This is a genomic window from Acinetobacter pittii ANC 4050 (genome assembly GCF_000399685.1).
Classification (GTDB): Bacteria; Pseudomonadota; Gammaproteobacteria; order Pseudomonadales; family Moraxellaceae; genus Acinetobacter; species Acinetobacter pittii_E.
This window is the reverse complement of sequence record NZ_KB976987.1, coordinates 1590546-1609529: the sequence shown is the minus strand read 5'-3', so window position 1 is coordinate 1609529 and position 18984 is coordinate 1590546. Positions and strand designations below refer to the sequence as shown.

At 41.4% G+C, this 18984-nt stretch carries 14 protein-coding genes; 11 read left to right on the top strand and 3 right to left on the bottom strand.

The annotated features are described in order from the left end of the window. Positions 1-1090 precede the first annotated feature (1090 nt). Positions 1091-1657 carry a TetR/AcrR family transcriptional regulator gene (locus F931_RS11310; protein WP_016141493.1) on the top strand — a complete coding sequence of 189 codons (567 nt, stop codon included), beginning with the start codon at positions 1091-1093 and terminating at the stop codon, positions 1655-1657. 47 nt (positions 1658-1704) lie between these two features. On the opposite strand, the gene F931_RS11305 is transcribed toward F931_RS11310, so the two are convergent. Beyond that, positions 1705-2136: an SRPBCC family protein gene (locus F931_RS11305; RefSeq protein WP_016141492.1), complete on the bottom strand. Its 432-nt coding sequence runs from the start codon at positions 2134-2136 to the stop codon at positions 1705-1707. 271 nt (positions 2137-2407) lie between these two features. On the opposite strand from F931_RS11305, the gene F931_RS11300 reads away from it, so the two are divergent. The 8 genes from F931_RS11300 (at position 2408) to yddG (F931_RS11265) (ending at position 14239) form a co-directional block, all read left to right on the top strand. Continuing rightward, positions 2408-3085, top strand: a complete 678-nt coding sequence (locus F931_RS11300) for a GntR family transcriptional regulator (RefSeq protein ID WP_228681259.1) — start codon at positions 2408-2410, stop codon at positions 3083-3085. Positions 3086-3166: 81 nt separating this feature from the next. Next, positions 3167-4492 (top strand): NAD(P)/FAD-dependent oxidoreductase, encoded by a 1326-nt coding sequence (locus F931_RS11295; RefSeq protein WP_016141490.1) that lies wholly within the window; start codon positions 3167-3169, stop codon positions 4490-4492. 170 nt (positions 4493-4662) lie between these two features. Continuing rightward, positions 4663-5994 (top strand): MFS transporter, encoded by a 1332-nt coding sequence (locus F931_RS11290; RefSeq protein WP_016141489.1) that lies wholly within the window; start codon positions 4663-4665, stop codon positions 5992-5994. Positions 5995-6075: 81 nt separating this feature from the next. Further along, positions 6076-6984, top strand: a complete 909-nt coding sequence (locus tag F931_RS11285) for a dihydrodipicolinate synthase family protein (RefSeq protein WP_016141488.1) — start codon at positions 6076-6078, stop codon at positions 6982-6984. Next, positions 6984-8480, top strand: a complete 1497-nt coding sequence (locus tag F931_RS11280; protein ID WP_016141487.1) for an aldehyde dehydrogenase — start codon at positions 6984-6986, stop codon at positions 8478-8480. The genes F931_RS11285 and F931_RS11280 overlap by 1 nt, the downstream gene beginning before the upstream one ends. A 129-nt stretch (positions 8481-8609) precedes the next feature. After that, positions 8610-9785 (top strand): hypothetical protein, encoded by a 1176-nt coding sequence (locus F931_RS11275; protein ID WP_016141486.1) that lies wholly within the window; start codon positions 8610-8612, stop codon positions 9783-9785. Between the two features lie 95 nt (positions 9786-9880). Then, complete coding sequence (locus F931_RS11270; RefSeq protein WP_016141485.1) at positions 9881-13318, top strand: pyruvate carboxylase; 3438 nt, start codon at positions 9881-9883, stop codon at positions 13316-13318. A gap of 33 nt (positions 13319-13351) precedes the next feature. Then, a complete protein-coding gene (gene yddG, locus F931_RS11265) occupies positions 13352-14239 on the top strand; it encodes an aromatic amino acid DMT transporter YddG (RefSeq protein ID WP_016141484.1) in 888 nt (295 codons plus the stop codon). Positions 14240-14276: 37 nt separating this feature from the next. On the opposite strand, the gene yddG (F931_RS11260) is transcribed toward yddG (F931_RS11265), so the two are convergent. Together yddG (F931_RS11260) and F931_RS11255 are read right to left on the bottom strand one after the other, a co-directional pair. Continuing rightward, positions 14277-15224, bottom strand: coding sequence for an aromatic amino acid DMT transporter YddG (gene yddG, locus F931_RS11260; RefSeq protein WP_016141483.1), 948 nt, complete (start codon positions 15222-15224; stop codon positions 14277-14279). A gap of 159 nt (positions 15225-15383) precedes the next feature. Beyond that, complete coding sequence (locus F931_RS11255) at positions 15384-16439, bottom strand: GlxA family transcriptional regulator (protein ID WP_025470337.1); 1056 nt, start codon at positions 16437-16439, stop codon at positions 15384-15386. Positions 16440-16557: 118 nt separating this feature from the next. Between F931_RS11255 and F931_RS11250 the strand changes: the two genes are divergently transcribed. Together F931_RS11250 and ybdR are read left to right on the top strand one after the other, a co-directional pair. Continuing rightward, on the top strand, positions 16558-17508 hold the full coding sequence (locus tag F931_RS11250) for a 3-hydroxyacyl-CoA dehydrogenase NAD-binding domain-containing protein (protein ID WP_016141481.1): 951 nt from the start codon (positions 16558-16560) through the stop codon (positions 17506-17508). Between the two features lie 242 nt (positions 17509-17750). Continuing rightward, positions 17751-18914 carry a zinc-dependent alcohol dehydrogenase gene (ybdR, locus tag F931_RS11245; RefSeq protein WP_016141480.1) on the top strand — a complete coding sequence of 388 codons (1164 nt, stop codon included), beginning with the start codon at positions 17751-17753 and terminating at the stop codon, positions 18912-18914. Positions 18915-18984: the final 70 nt, after the last annotated feature.

Sequence of the window (18984 nt, the reverse complement as noted above, 5' to 3'; positions counted from 1 at the left end):
GCAATATTAAGTTATTTAGTTCACTCAAATCAAAATCCTCCCAATAACAGATGTATAAATGACTTAATAAGGTACAAAGACCGTATAAAAGCCATCCGAAAACATAGCCAGAGTGAGGCGACGACTTACGCGCTTCCCCATCCGTGCTCATGGGCTGCCCCACACGCTCTTTACCCGCCTTCCCGACATTACCTAGGGAAGAAGACGGGCCCAAACTAAGAATCTCATCCCGACTCACCACGTCATGCGCGAATGAATAGGCCAGAGACACGCCAGATACCCATGACCAACTAGTGACCGTGGTATCACATTGCCGCTTGGATACGTGCAGCGCAACTCGCAAAGATGAAAATTGGAAGCTACGTTCTAACAATAATGAGGATAATGGTTTATTTTTCAAGAACAAAATCTAATTATTTATAAAAATTAAATCGACTAGTTTTTTATCTAGGTAAGATGTTGGTTTTCTATATTAGTATTTATTCGATTGTCCATTTACTTAAATTTTTCTCAAAACTCCAACCGCTCTACTTTAATACGATTGTCATTTCCCACGCTTGACGCCAACAAGAGCGAATACTATCCTTTGCGTGCTGGCCTACATCGCCAGTCGGCTTTGACAGGCCGCTATCATCTAGAACATCAAAAAAGTAATTTTTTGGTGTTGAACTCGTTCGTCCCCCTTCGTAGCGGTAGGACGGAGGAGGGACGCCTTGTGCGTGCCAGTTCCTAGATGACTGGTCTGTCAACCCGCCTTCGTTCTGCCACCATAATCATTTGACAGTGATTAGGTAGAACTTCTATTTCATCTAGGAGTCCGCTATGCGTACTAATTCTTCTCATTTATTGGCCTTTGCCAAAATCTCTCTATTTATACCGTTTAAACAGTCTATAAATTGGTTTAATCGACTCTAAGTTTTCTACAACCTTAGATCATTACGACTCAAAAATCATAGCAACAATAAACCCGAGATAGGCGAGCACAACTTTATTGTGTCGTTTTTGCGTGCCTGTTTTTAGCACTCATTTTAAGAGTGACGGCATTTCTATCTCTTTTAGATACAACAAAAAATTATTTTAAGCGGTATATATGAAAAATTTAGAACCTTCATTTAGAGCACTACGAGTGCTGCACACGGCAAAAGATTTATTTACTCAAGATGGATTTAACACGGTGGGGGTTGACCGAATTATTGCTGAGGCCAAAATTCCTAAAGCGACTTTCTATAACATCTTTCATTCAAAAGCACGACTCATCGAGATGTGTTTAACCTTTCAAACGGATGCGCTCAAAGTAAAAGTCCTTTCAATTATCAATTCATACAGTGAACTTATGGTGTTCGATAAACTCAAGCAAATTTACTTTTTACATGCCAATTTAGAAGGGTTTTACCGTTTACCATTTAAAGCAATTTTTGAAATTGAAAAGTGCTATGCAACGGCTTATCGGGTGGTTATTGATTATAGAAACTGGTTTATAAATGAGATTTATAAGCTACTTCTTACTGTCAAAACTAGCGCTTCAATAAAAGACGCACACATGTTTCTATTTGCAATTGATGGAGCAATGGTTCAGTTATTAAGTGCCAATAGCGTAGATGAACGGGATAAATTACTAGATTACTTTTTATTTATGCTATCTGAGCATTCAACTTAAATCTTAAAAAAAGCCCGTAACTGGGCTTTTTCTTTTAGATGCGGCGATTAAAACTTAAGTTTTTTAAGTCCACGGCTCACGCCATTTTCTAAAGCTTTTTTGATAATAAGACCAATAAAGGGCACGCGGCCTTTAAAGCTAATGGTGTAATCTAAACGACTTCGATTATTTCCCAAGTCAGTAAATTTCATGACACCACGGTGGGCTTTAATTGGGCTAATGCCGCTTGTGATTGCATACTCGATCAGTTCATTTTCTTTGTAGACTAAATTTGTTTCTACAAATGAAGGGGTGAGTGGAATAGACATTTTACGAGCAGAACCAACACCATTGCGCGCATCCTTTCCGTTGCTAATACGAGTCACTTTAGCAGGTGCAAAAAGTTTACTTAGGTTTTCATGCTCACTTAAGGTTGCAAAGACTTTGTCTACAGGTGTATCAAATTCTTGTACGATGTTGATTTTTTGAGTTTTTAACATCTTATTTCCTCTAGAAATTATTTTGACATTGGTAATTGTCAGAATTTGGATGTTAGCACGCTTTGGGCAATGTGGAAATTCTTCTTCGTCGGAGTTATGGAAACTCTAAAAAAATTCATTTAGGTAAATCCATTATATTTTCTGTCCTTTTCTTTATCTTTTTGGATTGTAGACACATTGTATTATTTGGGAAATGGAGAATTATACAAATTGTAGACATCTTCCATAGAAGGTAGGAACCGAGCTCAGGCTTATGGATGGAGTGGTTAACATGGATAAGAAAATACGTTTAGCCGAAACATTAAAACGCCGCATTATTAGTATGGAATTGGCGCCGGGCGCTATTGTAGATGAAATATCCCTAAGCGAAGAATTTGGAATTTCCAGATCCCCCGTTCGTGAACTCATCCGCCAAATGGCAGCCGAAGGTTACCTTGAGCTTGAAGCAAATCGTGCTGCGCGTGTTTCTTCGATGAGCCATCAATCACTACGTAATTTCTTTTTAGCTGCGCCATTAGTTTATATCGCTACGACACAATTGGCAGCAATTAATGCTAGTTCAATTGATATTAAGCAGTTAAAAGAAATCCAGATGCAATTTCGTAAAGCCATTGATGAAAATGATTTGGAAGGTCGCGTTTACTACAACAACCAATTTCATTTGGAAATAGGAAAAATTTCCCAAAATGCATATCTCATGCCGAGTTTAGAGCGTTTGCTGATTGATCATGCCCGTTTGGGCAAGATTTTCTATCGCCAGCCGACTTCATCAGATATGCAAGAAGATCTTGATACAGCGGTTATTCAACATGACCAGATTATTGATGCCATAGAGCGTCACAACGCAGGTGAAGCCGGTGAGCTGATCCGCGTGCACATGGATTTATCTCGCCGTCGAATGACTGAATATGTTGTTCCGGAAGGTATTGAGATTCCACTTACTTATTAATTAAAGGCAAAACCTTTTACAAATAATACTTTCACTTACAGGAAAAGTAGGTGAGTGGAAAATATAAATGGAGTTTTTGAAATGACTAAAGTTACAGCCTTACCTGCCGATGACCAGCGATGTGCATGGTATCACTTGAGCCCAAAACGAATGGTTAAACCAAGCCATAGAGGTAAAAGTACAGCGCGCTGGGCAGTCATTGGTGCAGGCTATACGGGCTTGGCGGCAGCACGTCAATTGGCACTTAATTTTCCAAATGATGAAGTGATCTTGATTGAAGCTCAAGAAGTTGGTTTTGGTACGGCTGGTCGAAATGCGGGTTTTGCAATTGATCTTCCACATGATATTGGTGCCGAAGACTATATCGGTGATATCGACATTGCCAAAACAACATTGAAGTTAAATTTGTTGGGTCAGTCTATTTTGCATGACTTGGTAAAAAAACACGCAATCGATTGTCACATGCGTCCAAGCGGTAAATATCAAGGTGCCGTAGAAGACCGTGGTATCAAGGTTTTGGAAGCTTATCAACGTGGCTTAGACAAACTCGGGCAAGAATACCAAGTCATTCATGGTTCAGAATTACCGAGTCATATTGGAACATCATTTTATAAAAAAGCACTGTTCACACCAGGAACAATGCTGCTTCAACCATCGGCGTTAGTCAAAGGTTTAGCAGACAGTTTACCGTCGAATGTGACGCTATATGAAAATACAGCAATCACTGAAGTTGAATACGGCGATAAAGTGGTATTGAAGCACGACCTTGGTCAAATCACTGCGGATAAGTTGATTTTGGCGAACAATGCTTTTGGGCAACGTTTTGGTTTTTCACAGTTAAAACGCACCATGTTGCCAGTCTTTTTATATGCAAGTATGACTCGTCCCTTAACGCCAAGTGAGCAAGCTGAATTAGGCGGTAAGGATTTCTGGGGTGTGATTCCATCAGACCCGTTTGGTAGTACAGTTCGTCGTACCCATGACAACCGTATTTTAATGCGCAACAGTTTTAGTTTTAACCCAAATGGAAAACCGAAACCGCATTGTCTAGAGCGTTTTATTTATAAACATCAGCGTTCGTTTGATAACCGTTTTCCGATGTTGCCAGACGTTAACTTTGAATATACGTGGAGTGGTTCACTGGCATTGTCGCAAAACCATAAAGGCTTCTTTGGTCAACTTGCTCCAAATGTTTATGGTGCATTGTGTTGTAACGGTCTGGGAATTACCCGCGGAACAGTCACAGGTACGTTGTTAGCTGACTGGATTGCAGGCCAGCGTAGTGACTTGATTGATTTTCTTTTAGAAACCTCAGGTCCAAATAAAGTTCCACCTGAGCCATTCTTATCCATTGGTGTCAATGCAACCTTGTGGTGGGGGCAAAGAAAAGCAGGGTTAGAAGAGTGATGTAAGTGGCATTAGGTTTATAGGTTTTAAATCAAATTAATTAGGTAAACAGCTTTAAACAGCGAAGGTAGCGAAATTGAGTTTTCAGTTTCGCAGGGGCTATTCAACCTTAAATTTCTTAAATGTGTAGGAAACACATCCACTTCGGTGGACGAGTATTGGAGATAAAAATGGCAACGAATCATATGTCAATTGATGATGTGCCCGTAAATGGATTTCATCAGTTATTGAGTATTCGTACAGGTGGTGGTTGGCTACTGGATGGCTATGTTCTAAGTATTATCGGCGTTGCATTAATGCAGGCCGCTGCGCAATTACAGTTAACCAATTTTTGGCAAGGCATGATTGCGGCATCCGCTCTGTTCGGCATGTTTCTTGGCGGCTTTCTAGGTGGTTGGCTAAGTGACTTGATAGGGCGCAAGAAACTGTATTTCATTGCCCCAACTTTATTTGTTTTATGTTCTGTAGCTCAGCTTTGGGCTGATTCCGGATGGGTATTATTTTTATGTCGTTTCATGATCGGGATCGCAGTCGGTTTTGAATATGCCGCAGGCGGGTCATTACTGACTGAGTTTCTACCGACCAAAGCACGTGGCCCTCGTTTAGCAATGCTTACAATCATGTGGTTTTTTGGTGCGATGCTAGCTTATCTCTTCGGCAATATGATTTTAAAGATGGATCTTAACGAGGCTTGGCGTTGGGTATTTGCGAGTCCTGCCGTGATTGGTCTGATTTTAATTTTAATCCGAATAGGTACACCAGAATCACCACGCTGGCTCATTAGTAAAGGTCGTAATGCTGAAGCGGAAGCCATTATTAAACAAGTATACGGACCATCTTTTTCACTTGCTAATGTGCCTGTTCAGAAAGAAGTTAAAAATTTATCTCTTACTCAAATCTTGGCTTCGGGCTATGGCAAACGCGTATTTTTCTGCTCGATGTTTTGGATGTGTGCCGTGATTCCTGTGTTTGCCGTGTACTCCTTTGCACCTCGTGTTTTAGATGCAATGAATCTTAAAGGCTCATGGGCTGAATATGGTTCAGTGGCAATTACTTTAATGTTCGTGGTGGGCTGTGCTATTGCAACCAAACTGATCAATGTGATGGGTCGTCGTAAATTAATCATTCACAGTTTCTTATGGTCAGGTTTGGCATTGCTAGGTCTGGGTGCATTTGCTGATGGTTCACAAATGCTGGTCTTGGTTTTGTTCTGTGCATACGCCGTATTAATTGGTGGGGCACAAGTCTTGGAATTGGTTTATCCCAATGAACTCTTTCCAACAGAAATGCGTGCGATTGGTGTTGGTATGGCAACTTCATTTTCTCGAATCGGCGCAGCGGTGGGTACATGGCTGGTTCCAATGTCATTAGACACGATTGGTATTGGCAACACGATGTTTGTAGCAGCAGGTGTCACCCTACTTGGTTTGATTGTTTCGATTATGACGGCACCAGAAACCAAAGGGTTGAGTTTGGAACAAGCAACTTCTTTGAAAAATTAACAATGGATCGGGTTGCCATGATCCCAAGTTCTCAAATTGATGATGGCAACTCTCAACACACTTTAAAACGGAGAAAATATCATGACATTTTTTGAAGGCATTTATACACCAGCAATCACTCCTTTAGCTGCTGACGGTTCAATTGATAAAGCTGCTTTTGCAGAAGTTTTAGAATATTTGATCGATGCAAAAGTACATGGGATTATCGTAGCAGCAACAACTGGTGAATATTACGCACATACTGCCGAAGAACGTTATGACCTTGCTAAATACGCGAAAGATGTTATTGGTTCACGTACTTCATTGATGATTGGTACAGGCGCAATTCGCACCGAAGATTCAGTTGAATATGCAAAAGTGGCTAAAGAAATTAAAGCCGACAGTATTTTAGTGACTATTCCACCTTATGCATTGCCAACTGAAAAAGAAGTTGCAGCTCATGCTTTAACAATTGATAAAGCAGCAGGCTTACCAATCATGTTCTATAACTATCCTGCACGTATGGGCGTGAGCATGGGTAAAGAGTTTTTTGATACTGTATTTGCCGAGTCAAAGAACTTTGTTGGCATTAAAGAAAGTTCTGGTGATATGAACCAGCTACATATGTTGGCGCGTAATTATCCATTCTTTGAAATTTCTTGCGGTTGGGATGATCAGGCACTTGAGTTCTTTGCATGGGGCGCACGTAGCTGGGTTTGTGCGGGTTCAAACTTTGTGCCTCGTGAACACATTGCTTTATATCAAGCTTGTGTGATTGAGAAAGACTTCGACAAAGGCCGCCGTATCATGGCTGCCATGATGCCATTAATGGATTTCCTTGAAACGGGTCATTTCATCCAATGCATTAAATATGGCTGTGAACTGAATGGCCTAAAAGCTGGCAGTGTTCGTGCACCGTTACAAGATATGGACGCTGAAAAGAAACAAGCTTTCAAAGTGATTGTAGAAGAGCTTAAGCGTGAAGTTGCAGCCATTACAGGAGGTGTTTAATGTCTGAGCTTCTGACTGCATCTGAATATGCAACGATTGCCAAAAACTTATCGTTTCAGACTTTAGCCTTTATTGATGGTCAGTTTCAGGCTTCTATTTCAGGCAACACGTTTAAAACGACCAACCCTGCAACAGGTGAGTTACTTGCAGAAATTACGGCATGTAACAGCCAAGATGTGGACCTTGCAGTTGCTAAAGCTAAAGCTGCATTTGAGGATGGTCGCTGGCATCGTTTGTCTCCGAATGAGCGTAAACACGTTTTACTTAAATTTGCTGACCTTCTAGAGAAAAATACGGTTGAACTGGCTGTTATGGAAAGTCTAGACAGTGGTAAGCCTGTAAGTGAATGCCAGTTAACTGATGTGCCAGAAATGATTCATACCATTCGTTGGCATGCGGAGCTGATCGACAAGATTTATGACAATACAGCACCTGTAGGTTCAGATACTTTGTCGCTTGTGGTGCGCGAAGCGATTGGTGTAGTTGGGCTTGTTTTACCTTGGAATTTCCCATTGCTGATGCTGGCTTGGAAAATTGCGCCGTCTTTAGCGGCAGGCTGTTCGGTGGTGATTAAACCAGCTAAGGAAACGACTTTAACTGCGCTGCGTGTTGCTGAGTTGGCTGCCGAGGCTGGTATTCCGGCTGGTGTATTCAATATTTTGCCGGGTGGTGGACGTGAAGTCGGCGAGCCACTAGGTAGACATATGGATGTCACCATGGTGAGTTTTACTGGCTCAACTGAAACAGGCCGCCTATTTTTACAATATGCTGCCGAATCGAATCTAAAACGTGTTGTTCTTGAGTGTGGGGGAAAAAACCCTGCTGTTGTGATGAATGATGTCGACGATTTAGATCAAGTTGCACAGCATATCGTGAATGGCGCTTTTTGGAACATGGGCGAAAACTGTTCTGCATCTTCACGTTTAATTGTGCATTCTGATGTTAAAGATGAGCTATTAGGTTTAATCGGTGTTCATCTGAACGACTGGAAAATGGGTAACCCACTTGATCCGAACAATAAACTAGGTTCGATGGTCAGCAAATCACACTACGAAAAAGTGAAGTCTTATATCGATCAGGCAAAAGCTGAAAAACAAAGCATCGTTTTTGGTGGCAACACAGAACAAGATATTTTTGTTCAGCCTACCGTGGTTGATGGCATTAAGGCGACAGATACCTTGTTTAAAGAAGAGGTGTTTGGTCCAATTTTGTCAGTGACCACGTTTAATACAATTGATGAAGCCATCGCACTTGCCAATGATTCAGTTTATGGCCTTGCAGGTTCGGTCTATACCAGTAACTTACGCAATGCGATCAAGCTTTCACGTGCTATTCGTGCTGGGGTAGTGACCGTGAACTGCTTTGGTGAAGGTGACATTACGACACCGTTTGGCGGCTATAAAGAGTCTGGTTTTGGTGGCCGAGATAAATCGATTTGGGCACATGACCAATACACAGAATTAAAGACCATCTGGATTGATGTGTCTGAGTCTTAAAACTTCTGTAAACCTTGGTTCTTAGGGGCCAAGGGAGTTTAAAAAAACACGTTAACTTTTAATTCGAAAACAAAAAAGTTTTTGAAGGGATCGTTTTATCCAAAAATTCATTTAAATAAGGAAATGTAAATGAATAATGTCTATATCAAAAAAGTGGGAATGGGTTTGTTTGTAGTCGGTATGTCTACACCTGTTTTTGCTGGTGTAACTTTCGGTGACCCAAAAACTGAACTTGGGGCAGTCACAGTTTCTGGAACTTTACGAGCTAACTATCAAGATAAACACTATGGTGAATCTGCTTCTGACCAGAAAATTAAGTTCGATGCAGCGATTTTAAATGTAGCTTATGAGTCACCAGACTGGTTTGGTAAGGTCCAATACCGCTGCTATCAATACGATAAATTCTGTGATTTTTCGACCTTGGTACAGGCCTATGCAGGTTACCGTTTAAATGCGACCGATAATATTACGGTCGGTTTACAACCAATTCCTTTTGGTCCGGGCCGCTATTGGGATAGCAGCTTCTATGCAGGTATTAACAATACCATGGGCCTGCAAGACGCACTGGACTTGGGTGTGAACTATCACTTTGAGATGCCGACTGCGACCAAAGTTGATTTCGCATATTTCGCAACTGACGGTGGTAACTACCACGGAACAAGTAAAGATTCTGCGCGCTATACCGCCAATGTCGTTACTTCATCTGATCCACTTAAAACCAACCTAAATGAAAAAAATATGTGGATGGTTCGTGTTGATCAAGACCTTAAATTTTTAAGTACAGATGATTTAAAAGTATCAGTTGGGGGAAGCTACTGGTATTCAGATATTGAAAATAAAAAGACATCTGCCGATGGAAATCGAAACACATGGGCTGTGTTTAACCGCATTAACTATAAAAACTTGAATGTGGTACTGACAGGTGGCAGACAGTCGATTAGCAACAAAGACGCCTTAAGCCCAGCAAGCTCTACTTTTGGTTCGTTTGATGGTGAATATGACATTGCCAATAAAGGCTATTTCTACACCGTAGACACGAGCTACACCTTTAAGAATGTAAAAGATTCACTCAATGTTACGCCTTATGTAGTGTTCAGTGGTTTCAACAAGAAAGAACAAGGCTTTGACGACTCACAGCGCAACATTGTGGGCGTGGCATGGGACTACAAGAATATTTCGTTATATACCGAATATTTAATGAGTAAAAACGACCCATTTGTGGGTGGTACGGGCAGCTCACTTGCAGCGGGTGATGATGGAAAGTGGAACAAGCTCTTAAATGTAATGTTGGTTTATAACTTCTAAGAGTTGCGCCTTAACTGATCAATCTACTTCTATTAACTACGCTCTCAAGAAGACCTGACAAGAATGCTTGAGAGCAATTTAAAAGTGTTAAAAAGATGAAACCAATACGTAAAATCTTAGTTGCTAACCGTGGTGAAATCGCAATTCGAGTGATGCGTGCTGCCACAGAAATGGGTATCCGCACGGTTGCAATTTATGCAGAAGAAGATAAATTTGCCCTGCATCGCTTCAAGTCAGATGAAGCTTATCGGGTAGGTGCTGGCAAAAAGCCAATCGCGGCTTATCTGGATATTGAAGATATTATCCGTATTGCACTTGAGGCAGGGGTAGATGCGATTCATCCAGGCTATGGTTTCTTGTCCGAAAACCCTGAGTTTGCCGAGGCCTGTAGCCAAGCGGGAATCCGTTTTATCGGTCCAAAACCGGAAGTGATGCGTCAGTTAGGCAACAAGGTAATGGCACGTAATGTTGCAATGGTTGCATGTGTGCCTGTTGTTCCTGCTACATCGGCACTACCGGAACGTATTGAAGACTGTCAGTTACTGGCCGCTGAAGTGGGTTATCCACTTATGCTCAAAGCGAGCTGGGGTGGTGGTGGCCGTGGCATGCGTGTGGTTGAAAATGAAAATGAACTCGAAGATGCAATTACGGTTGCACGTCGTGAAGCCAAATCTGCATTTGGCAATGACGAAGTCTATCTAGAAAAACTCATTCGCCATGCCCGCCATGTCGAAGTACAGATCTTGGGTGATACCCATGGCAATATCGTGCATTTGTTTGAACGGGATTGTACCGTACAACGACGCAACCAGAAGGTGGTTGAGCGTGCGCCCGCACCTTATTTGTCTGAAATACAGCGCAGTAAAATCTGTGACGCTGCTTTAAGACTGGCTCGCGCAGTAGATTACACCCATGCGGGTACGGTTGAGTTTTTAATGGATGCTGAAACAGAGGACTTCTACTTTATTGAAGTTAATCCGCGCATTCAGGTTGAGCATACGGTTACTGAAGAAATTACTGGCATTGATATTGTTAAGGCACAAATTCGGGTGACCGAAGGCGCTGCGGTTGGCGATGGCAATAGTTTTATTCCACCACAAGAGCAGATCAAACTTTTAGGCCATGCATTGCAATGCCGACTCACCACCGAAGATCCTAAAAATGGCTTTATGCCCGACTATGGGCGCCTGACTGCATTTCGTAGTGCAACCGGTTTTGGGGTGCGGGTAGACAGTGGTACAGCTTATACTGGTGCAGTCATTACGCCATATTATGATTCTTTACTCGCTAAAGTCACGGTTCGCGGTGCAAGTGGTGATGAAGCCAATGCCCGTATGCTACGAGCGTTACAGGAGTTCCGTATCCGCGGTGTCTCAAATAATCTGGCATTTCTAGAAAATGTGGTAACCCATCCTTTATTTACACAAGGCACCTGTACCACCCGATTTATTGATACCACGCTTGAATTATTTAACCTTAAACCGAAGCAGGATCGTGCGACTAAGTTACTAGAGTTTTTAGGGGACATTACCGTCAATGGACAACCTGAACTCAAAGGGCGTTCACTTCCTGAAACCGTTCCAGCTCCGGCACAGTTACCGACATTTAACTTAAACCAGCCTCTTCCAAGTGGAACCCGAGACCAATTTAAATTACTGGGTGCAGAAGGTTTCTCAAACTGGATGCTTGATCAAAAGCGTGTATTGGTCACTGATACCACCATGCGAGATGCCCACCAGTCCTTATTTGCAACACGAATGCGTACCGCAGATATGCTGGCGATTGCACCTTATTATTCCCATATGGCCAGTGAGCTATTTTCACTAGAGTGTTGGGGCGGGGCAACCTTTGATGTGTCGATGCGTTTTTTAAAAGAAGATCCATGGGAGCGTCTGGCTCAACTTCGTGAAGCAGTGCCAAATATTCTATTTCAAATGCTGCTTCGCTCATCCAATGCAGTGGGTTATACCAACTATCCAGATAATGTCGTTCGTCACTTTATTGCACAGGCTGCACAAGGCGGGATCGACCTGTTCCGTGTATTTGATTCGCTCAATGCAGTTGATAACATGCGGGTTGCCATTGATGCAGTTCGAGAGTCAGGCATGTTGTGTGAAACAGCAATTTGCTATACCAGCGATATCTTTGACAACAACCGCAGATATAACCTTAATTACTATGTCGATATGGCAAAGCAACTGCAAAAAGCGGGGGCTAACATCCTTGCCATTAAGGATATGGCTGGTATTTGTAAGCCAGCCGCAGCCCGTGAACTCATCAAGGCATTGAAAGAAGAAACCGGATTGCCAATTCATTTTCACACACATGATACCAGTGGTATTGCCGCGGCCAGCATTTTATCTGCCATTGATGCGGGTGTAGATGCAGTCGATACCGCCATGGATGCCATGAGTGGACTCACTTCACAACCGAGCATGGGCTCTGTTGTGGCAGCCTTACAAAATACCGATCGTGATACAGGACTCAACCCTAACAACCTGCAGCAGCTTTCTACTTACTGGGAAGGTGTACGCCATATCTACGCACCGTTCGAGGCAGATATGCGTGCGGGTACAGCCGATGTCTATCACCATGAAATGCCGGGTGGACAATATACCAACTTACGTGAACAGGCTCGCTCACTGGGCATTGAAGAACGCTGGTCTGAAGTTTCCGATGCCTATGCACAAGTCAATTTATTGTTTGGTGACATTGTGAAAGTTACCCCAACCTCTAAAGTGGTGGGTGACATGGCTTTATATATGGTGTCGAATCACCTGAATTCAGAAGATATTAAAAACCCGAAACTTGAGATTGATTTTCCTGAATCGGTGGTTTCACTGTTTAAAGGTGAGCTCGGTACCCCAGCACATGGTTTTCCAAAAGAGTTACAGCACAAGGTATTAAAGGGTGAAGCCCCGTTAAGTGATCGTCCTGGAGCAGTGATGCCGCTAGTCGACTTAGCAAGTGAAAAAGCAATGCTTGAAAATATGTTCGGGAAAACACTAACTGAACAGGAACTGGCGTCATATCTGATGTATCCAAAAGTCTTTACCGACTTTATGAAACACAAACTGAAATATGGCACGGTATCAAGCATTCCATCTTCAGCTTTCTTTTATGGTTTAAAAGAGCAAAGTCCAGTTGAAATTGAGCTTGAACGCGGCAAGACACTGGAAATAAAGCTGTTGGGCCGTTCAGAAGCCAAAGATGGCATGATTGATCTGTTTGTAGAGCTGAATGGTCAGTTGCGTCTGGTTCAGATTAAACAGGCAAGCCAAAAAGAAGTGACGGCTCATCCGAAGGCTGACCCGACAAATCCGAAACATATTGGCGCTTCGATGCCGGGCATGATCAGTACAGTACCTGTGAAACTGGGACAGTCTGTCAAGAAAGGCGATACTTTATTTACCATTGAAGCGATGAAGATGGAGCTTGCCATTAAAGCTGATCAGGACTGTGTGGTTCAGGAAGTTTTAATGAGTGCTGGTAAGCAAGTTAGAAATATGGATTTGGTTTTAGTCGTTCAATAGAGCGACTCTCAATTTGAGAAGTGGTTTAAAGATATGATAAGCAAGAGAAATGCAACGTTAATAGGGCTCATCGCAGTTTTGCTATGGAGTTCTATTGTTGGATTAATTCGTAGTGTAAGCGAAAGCTTGGGAGCAACTGGTGGTGCAGCCATGATGTATAGCGTTGCCTCTGTCTTTCTCCTGATTAGCATTGGATTTCCAAAACTGAGTGAATTCCCTAAGCGCTATTTAATTTGGGGAAGTCTATTATTTGTGTCCTATGAGTTATGTCTTGCCTTATCTATTGGTTATTCAAATACCAATCGCCAAGCCATTGAAGTGGGAATGGTGAATTATTTATGGCCAGCTTTAACCATGGTCGCAGCTATTTTATTTAATAATCAAAAATCTAACTGGTTGGTGATTCCCGGATTTGTGATTGCCATTTTGGGAATCTGCTGGGTACTTGGGGGTGAGCAAGGACTTGATTTGGCAAGCATGCTCGAAAATATAAAAGATAATCCGCTCAGTTATGGGCTGGCTTTTATCGGTGCATTAATTTGGGCCACTTACTGTACAGTAACTGCAAGAATCGCCAACGGAAAAAATGGTGTAACACTCTTTTTCATGCTTACAGCTCTGGTGTTATGGGTGAAATACCTCCTCATTGGCGGGGCACCAATGGTATTTGACTTCCATGCTGTGATCTATCTTGTGCTTGCTGCTGCGGCAATGGGTTTTGGCTATGCCGCATGGAACGTCGGGATCTTGCATGGCAATGTAACGATTCTGGCAGGTGCGTCTTATTTTATACCTGTGTTTTCAGCAGCTCTGGCAGCAATCGTTTTACAAACACCGCTTTCAATGTCGTTTTGGCAGGGGGCAGCTATGGTATGCATCGGCTCGGTTTTATGTTGGCTTGCCACGCGGCAGAAGCGTTAAAAACCGATAGTGGGGTTTTCAAAATTGAGTTCAATTTTTAACGGTTTGAAGTAAAGAGATATTGAATCTCTCTAGCCATCTTTCTAATAAAAGGACGAATAACTGACCAGTTTGTAGACATCCAGCAAATAAAGGAACCTGCTGTCACCATTGCAGTTCCTTGCCAAAAGCTCATAGACAATTGAGTTTGCAAAACGAGCATTGCCAAAAGAGATGAAATGATCGGGGTAAAGTAAGATGCAACAACCAGCATGGTAATATTTCCATGAATAATACCAATATTCCATGCTGCATAACCTAAACCAATAGCAACAGAAGCGACCGCTAAAGTTATAAAGGTCAGTAGATCGATAGAGGGTAGAGTTGCGTGACCTGTGATAAATAGCTTAATCCATAGGGTGAGCGCTACACAGATAAAGAAAATAGAAATTGGATTTTGTCCATTGCTCATTTTCTTGGTTAACACGCAGTAAAAAGCCCAAATGACAGCGCCTGCAAATGCCAAAATATAACTTAAAGGATTGCTATGAAAATTATCAACAATACTATTGAGACTAAAATCACCATTTCCGGTCTGAATAAAAATGATGCCTGAAATTGAGATGAGTAAACCTAAAATAATAATAAAATTAAACTTTAGTTCTTTAAAAATGACAAAGGCTAAAACTGTTAAGCTTGGCCAGAGGTAATTCACAATACTCACCTCAATAGCCTGTTGAGCTGTCTTGGAATAAGCAATTGCAAATGAAAAACAGAGTTCATAAGCAATGAATAAAGCAGTACCTAAAATTAAATACTTTTTAGAAATTAACTTAAAATTTGGAACTCTAAAAATAATAAGCAATAGCACGGCACTGAAAGTATAAATCAGCGTAATACCCATATCGGGACCAATTGCGGCAGTAATATGCTTAACAAGGCCGACCATAGATGCCCACATGAGAATGGCGCTTAAACCAATCAATGTTGCTAAATTTTTTGACATAGGAAAACTGAATAACTCAAATAATTGACTGAGCCGTTAATAGGAAGTGGAAAAAAGCATGAAGCATGACAGGTTAAAAGAATTTAAGGTCAAAAAATAGGTTATATAGGACAATTTATATAAAATATCGCGTTTTAGTAGCGTGGTTAAATAGAATTATTATTTGAGTTTTTCTACTTCATGACGACGTTTTCTATAGGTAAAAGGAGTTTCGCCATATTGTTTTTTAAACCAGAGAATAAAATGAGAGGCATCAGAAAAACCACATTCAATAGCAATATTGGTGATGTAAGCATTGGTGTTGGCAAGTAATTTTCTGGCATGTTCGAGTCTTAATTTACGCCAATAATTTGATGGTGGTTCATTGGTACTCGATAAAAAGGCGCGGTGCAGTTGTCTTGGGTTAGTTCTCGCATGCTCTGCTACTTCTTTTAATGTAACGTGCGCACTTAAATTTTCACTCATAAAAGCTATAGCTTTAGAGACAATATTATTTTCATAGGTAGTTGGGCTATCTAAATGTATCTCGTCTTTTTCATCAATGATTTGTTTGTCAGCATTAATGAGTAAATATTCTAAGCTTTTTTGTGCCCGAATATCACCACAATGACGCCGTATTAAATCCGCAGCTAAATCTATAGCAGTTCCACCAGGGCAAGTGAAAATACCTTGATCTTCAACATAAGCTTTATCCACCACCGTGATTGCTTTAGGAAATCGTTCTGAAAACTCTTCTCTGGTCGTAAAGTGAATTGCACATTTCCGACCATCCATGAGTCCTGCATTTCCTAACACAAAACAGCCTGAACAAAAGGCAATAATTGGTATTTTTGCGTTATGTATTTCGTTGAGTATTTCTAATAATTTTTCTGGGGGATTGCGTGTTTCTGTGAGTAAACCACCTGCAATGACAATGTAATCATAATTTTCTTTTAAAGCTTTTAGGTTAAGTGAGGTTGTTGGATTAACGGATAATCCGCAACTTGCAGTAACTGGCTCATCATTAAAAGTCATCCAGTCCCATTTGCAGTAAATTTGCAAACTACGAAAAGACTTGTCTGCTGCAAATCTAAGAGATTCAACGAAACCGGAAATAGGTGCTAAGGTGAATTTATTCATCAGAATAAATCCAACACGTAAATCCGGGTGAACCGAGGAGAGACTTTCTTCAGAGGGAGATGCTTCATCATAAGCATGAGAAGATGAGTTCTTCATATCTTTCACCGTCAATATCCATTTAGAGCAGTGATTCTTAGAATCTGCTATGTTTATTATATGCATGAAATGGAACAAAAGAAATTTCTTAATAAAACAACATTTTTACGAGGAAAATATGGAAGTCATTAAAACGGTTGGTGTTGTTGGAGCTGGTGTAATAGGTGCAAGTTGGACTGCTTTGTTTTTATATAAAGGATTTAAAGTTAAGGTTTATGACCCGTATCCGATTGATGAAGCGGTCTTTAAAAATAGAATATCTGCAAATTTAAACGATTTATTGGCTTTAGACCAAAACGCTGAACACGGTTATTCTCCGCAAGATGTGCTGCTTCATCTGGAAATTTTTAATCACTTAAAAGATGCGGTTTCAGATGTAGATTTTATTCAAGAAAATGCCCCTGAACGTCTCGATGTAAAACAACAGTTATATCAAGAAATCACAGCATATTGCCCTGAACATACCATTATTGCTTCAAGTTCATCGGGCTTAAAAGTGTCTGATTTTCAAAAAGAGGCGCGGCATCCTGAACGTATTTTATTAGGTCATCCTTTTAATCCGCCTCATCTTTTACCTTTGGTCGAGATCGTTGGCGGTAATTTGACAGATCCTCAAATTTTAAAACAAGCTTCTGATTTCTATAAACAGTTGGGTAAGCACCCAATCGTTTTAAATAAAGAAGTAAAAGGACATGTCGCAAACCGTTTGCAGGCTGCGCTATGGCGAGAAGCTTTTTCATTGGTTGAACAAGGCGTGTGCACTGCCGAAGATGTTGATGTCGCGATTACCAGTGGGCCAGGTTTAAGATGGGCGCTCTTTGGACCCTATATTAATATGCAGCTTGCAAACCAAAAAGGGTTTAAAGAGGCAATTCATCATTTAGGCCCACCAATGACAGAATGGTGGAATGATATGCACGCATTTCAACATTCCGACGAGACAACAGAGTTATTGGAAGCAGAAACCAACCAGCTTTTAAACCAATATAAAGATGTCGATTTATATCAAACCAGAGACAAAGGTCTGGTTGATATTTTAAAGCTCAGACAGCAACTTAAACTAGATTAATTCAAATTTTTAAGACAAAGCCAATCATTTTAGCTTTAGTGCATGGATGATTGGCTTTTTGCTGGGTTAAATAACAAAAACAGCCCTCGCAAAAACTAATTTACATTCATTAAATGTTACTGAAATCTCTGTCGCGTTGCATTTGCACTATATGCCTTACGTGAAAGGTAAGAAACGTTGCAAACCGTAAAGAAAGCCTCCTCATAATCAAATGACATGATAGAAAATAGAGGAATAAAAATATGCGTGCTCTTACTTACCACGGTGCAGAAGATGTTCGAGTAGAAACTGTAGCAGACCCTATTATTCAAGAACCGGATGACATTATTTTGCGCGTGACCGCCACAGCCATTTGTGGCTCTGATTTGCATTTATATCGAGGCAAAATCCCTAGAACCGAGCAGGGTGATATCTTTGGGCACGAGTTTATGGGCGTGGTTGAAGAGGTCGGTCCCGCCGTCACCGCAGTGAAAAAGGGTGATCGAGTCATTGTTCCTTTTGTCATTGCCTGTGGTGAATGTTTCTTTTGCCAACTTGACCTGACCGCTGCATGTGAAACTACTAATACAGGGCGCGGCGCAATTATTAATAAAAAACAAATTCCACCAGGTGCAGCTTTATTTGGCTATAGTCATCTTTACGGCGGTATACCGGGTGGGCAAGCGGAATATGTGCGTGTACCAAAAGCCAATAAAGGCCCTTTTAAAGTGCCAACTTCACTGTCAGATGAAAAAGTACTTTTCTTGACTGATATTCTACCGACTGCTTGGCAAGCCGTGACCAATGCCCAAGTGAAACGTGGCTCAACCGTTGCAATTTATGGTGCTGGTCCAGTCGGACTATTAAGTGCCGCTTGTGCCAAGATGCTTGGTGCTGAAAAGATATTTATGGTCGATCACAATGACTATCGATTGAATTATGCAGCGGCAACATACGGCGCCATTCCAGTGAATTTTGATGAAGTCGATGCGGCCGAGTTTATTATTCAACATACAGACAATTACCGCGGCGTCGATGCTGTGATTGATGCAATTGGTTTTGAAGCAAAGGGCAGTGTGATTGAAACAGTTCTCACCAATTTAAAACTAGAAGGTTCAAGTGGAGCAGCACTGCGTCAATGTATTGCGGCAGTTCGTCGTGGTGGAGTGGTGAGTGTACCGGGTGTATATGCAGGTCCGATTCATGGTTTCTTATTTGGCGATGCTTTTGATAAAGGATTAACTTTTAAAATGGGCCAAACCCATGTGCATCAATATTTACCGCAACTCTTAGAACTGATTGAGCGTGGCGAATTAACACCTGAAACCATCATTACCCACCGAATGAAATTAGAAGACGCCGCAGAGGGATATCGTATTTTTAATGAAAGAGAAGAGGACTGCCGTAAGGTGATTCTGCTTCCTTAAAATTCTTAGTCTTATCATTCCATTTCTAATCATCCAAAAGCCTCTTACTAATGTGAAGAGGCTTTTGAAA

Bases quoted from the DNA above. Each gene is read 5' to 3' on its own strand.
- F931_RS11310 (WP_016141493.1), top strand. From the start codon at position 1,091: ATGAAAAATTTAGAACCTTCATTTAGAGCACTACGAGTGCTGCACACG.
- F931_RS11305 (WP_016141492.1), bottom strand. From the start codon at position 2,136: ATGTTAAAAACTCAAAAAATCAACATCGTACAAGAATTTGATACACCT.
- F931_RS11300 (WP_228681259.1), top strand. From the start codon at position 2,408: ATGGATAAGAAAATACGTTTAGCCGAAACATTAAAACGCCGCATTATT.
- F931_RS11295 (WP_016141490.1), top strand. From the start codon at position 3,167: ATGACTAAAGTTACAGCCTTACCTGCCGATGACCAGCGATGTGCATGG.
- F931_RS11290 (WP_016141489.1), top strand. From the start codon at position 4,663: ATGGCAACGAATCATATGTCAATTGATGATGTGCCCGTAAATGGATTT.
- F931_RS11285 (WP_016141488.1), top strand. From the start codon at position 6,076: ATGACATTTTTTGAAGGCATTTATACACCAGCAATCACTCCTTTAGCT.
- F931_RS11280 (WP_016141487.1), top strand. From the start codon at position 6,984: ATGTCTGAGCTTCTGACTGCATCTGAATATGCAACGATTGCCAAAAAC.
- F931_RS11275 (WP_016141486.1), top strand. From the start codon at position 8,610: ATGAATAATGTCTATATCAAAAAAGTGGGAATGGGTTTGTTTGTAGTC.
- F931_RS11270 (WP_016141485.1), top strand. From the start codon at position 9,881: ATGAAACCAATACGTAAAATCTTAGTTGCTAACCGTGGTGAAATCGCA.
- yddG (WP_016141484.1), top strand. From the start codon at position 13,352: ATGATAAGCAAGAGAAATGCAACGTTAATAGGGCTCATCGCAGTTTTG.
- yddG (WP_016141483.1), bottom strand. From the start codon at position 15,224: ATGTCAAAAAATTTAGCAACATTGATTGGTTTAAGCGCCATTCTCATG.
- F931_RS11255 (WP_025470337.1), bottom strand. From the start codon at position 16,439: ATGAAGAACTCATCTTCTCATGCTTATGATGAAGCATCTCCCTCTGAA.
- F931_RS11250 (WP_016141481.1), top strand. From the start codon at position 16,558: ATGGAAGTCATTAAAACGGTTGGTGTTGTTGGAGCTGGTGTAATAGGT.
- ybdR (WP_016141480.1), top strand. From the start codon at position 17,751: ATGCGTGCTCTTACTTACCACGGTGCAGAAGATGTTCGAGTAGAAACT.